This is a genomic window from Bacillus sp. 05T31, assembly GCF_056396725.1.
The window spans coordinates 1-1,563 of sequence record NZ_JBFTMA010001013.1; the positions used below are offsets into that span (position 1 = coordinate 1).

Below are 1,563 nucleotides of genomic sequence, written 5' to 3' on the forward strand. Positions count from 1 at the left end.
ATAGTCGAATGAGAGAATAAAAAGGTTGCAAAAATAAGTGCATATACATAAATCTTCTACAATTTATTGCAATGATTAATACCCAGCATAAAAAAAAGACACCAGAAATCCAGATAGAAATAGATGTTTCTATAATGACCTTTTCATACTCCATCACTCTCTCCTTTCTATTAGTTAGACGATTCAAATAGAAAAAAGTATACAAAAATCTATAAAAAAAAGCAGACTATTCAAAGTCTACTTTTATACAACAAAAAAGAGATAGCAGTTTATGCTATCTCTTTTAGTATGACCCGTACGGGATTCGAACCCGTGTTACCGCCGTGAAAGGGCGGTGTCTTAACCACTTGACCAACGGGCCAAAATCTGGCAGAGAAGAAGGGATTCGAACCCTCGCACCGCGTTCGCGATCTACTCCCTTAGCAGGGGAGCCCCTTGAGCCACTTGGGTACTTCTCTATAATATGGCTCCGCAGGTAGGACTCGAACCTACGACCGATCGGTTAACAGCCGATAGCTCTACCACTGAGCTACTGCGGAATAATTATGGTGGGCCTAAATGGACTCGAACCATCGACCTCACGCTTATCAGGCGTGCGCTCTAACCAGCTGAGCTATAGGCCCATAAAAAGCGGGTGAAGAGAATCGAACTCTCGACCAGAGCTTGGAAGGCTCTTGTTTTACCACTAAACTACACCCGCATTAAATTAAAAATGGTGAGCCATGAAGGATTCGAACCTTCGACCCTCTGATTAAAAGTCAGATGCTCTACCAACTGAGCTAATGGCTCATTTTGAAAGTGGTGCCGGCTAGAGGACTTGAACCCCCAACCTACTGATTACAAGTCAGTTGCTCTACCAATTGAGCTAAGCCGGCTTGCGATTTCAAAATGGTGGCTCGGGACGGAATCGAACCGCCGACACGAGGATTTTCAGTCCTCTGCTCTACCGACTGAGCTACCGAGCCTTTATGTAAAAAAATGGCGGTCCCGACCGGGGTCGAACCGGCGATCTCCTGCGTGACAGGCAGGCATGTTAACCACTACACCACGGGACCATTTGGTTGCGGGGACAGGATTTGAACCTGCGACCTTCGGGTTATGAGCCCGACGAGCTACCGTACTGCCTAACCAGCTGAGCTAAAGGTCCTTTATGGTAGCGGCGGAGGGGATCGAACCCCCGACCTCACGGGTATGAACCGTACGCTCTAGCCAGCTGAGCTACACCGCCATAAGTTATATTCAAATAAGTGGAGCCTAGCGGGATCGAACCGCTGACCTCCTGCGTGCAAGGCAGGCGCTCTCCCAGCTGAGCTAAGGCCCCATATTTTGAAAATATCGGGAAGACAGGATTTGAACCTGCGACCCCCTGGTCCCAAACCAGGTGCTCTACCAAGCTGAGCCACTTCCCGTTAATAAAAAACGCGCCCGAGAGGAGTCGAACCCCTAACCTCTTGATCCGTAGTCAAACGCTCTATCCAATTGAGCTACGGGCGCATATGGTGCCGAGGGCGGGGGTCGAACCCGCACGGTGGTCACCCACCGCAGGATTTTAAGTCCTGTGCG

The 1,563-nt window shown here is 48.9% G+C and carries 13 tRNA genes; all 13 read right to left on the reverse strand.

From position 1 onward, the window contains the following. Positions 1 to 289: 289 nt before the first annotated feature. Positions 290 to 361: transfer RNA gene (locus AC1DJR_RS30815), tRNA-Glu, on the reverse strand. Positions 362 to 367: 6 nt separating this feature from the next. Then, positions 368 to 458, reverse strand: a tRNA-Ser gene (locus tag AC1DJR_RS30820). A gap of 6 nt (positions 459 to 464) precedes the next feature. Then, positions 465 to 539, reverse strand: a tRNA-Asn gene (locus tag AC1DJR_RS30825). A gap of 7 nt (positions 540 to 546) precedes the next feature. Then, positions 547 to 623: transfer RNA gene (locus tag AC1DJR_RS30830), tRNA-Ile, on the reverse strand. Between the two features lie 6 nt (positions 624 to 629). Next, positions 630 to 700: transfer RNA gene (locus tag AC1DJR_RS30835), tRNA-Gly, on the reverse strand. Between the two features lie 13 nt (positions 701 to 713). Continuing rightward, positions 714 to 789, reverse strand: a tRNA-Lys gene (locus tag AC1DJR_RS30840). Between the two features lie 10 nt (positions 790 to 799). After that, positions 800 to 875, reverse strand: a tRNA-Thr gene (locus AC1DJR_RS30845). A gap of 14 nt (positions 876 to 889) precedes the next feature. Continuing rightward, positions 890 to 965 (reverse strand) — tRNA-Phe (locus AC1DJR_RS30850). A gap of 14 nt (positions 966 to 979) precedes the next feature. Continuing rightward, a tRNA-Asp gene (locus tag AC1DJR_RS30855) sits at positions 980 to 1,055 on the reverse strand. Between the two features lie 96 nt (positions 1,056 to 1,151). Further along, positions 1,152 to 1,228 (reverse strand) — tRNA-Met (locus AC1DJR_RS30860). A 20-nt stretch (positions 1,229 to 1,248) separates the two neighbouring features. Continuing rightward, positions 1,249 to 1,321 (reverse strand) — tRNA-Ala (locus AC1DJR_RS30865). Positions 1,322 to 1,335: 14 nt separating this feature from the next. After that, positions 1,336 to 1,409: transfer RNA gene (locus AC1DJR_RS30870), tRNA-Pro, on the reverse strand. An 11-nt stretch (positions 1,410 to 1,420) separates the two neighbouring features. After that, positions 1,421 to 1,494: transfer RNA gene (locus tag AC1DJR_RS30875), tRNA-Arg, on the reverse strand. Between the last annotated feature and the right edge of the window lie 69 nt (positions 1,495 to 1,563).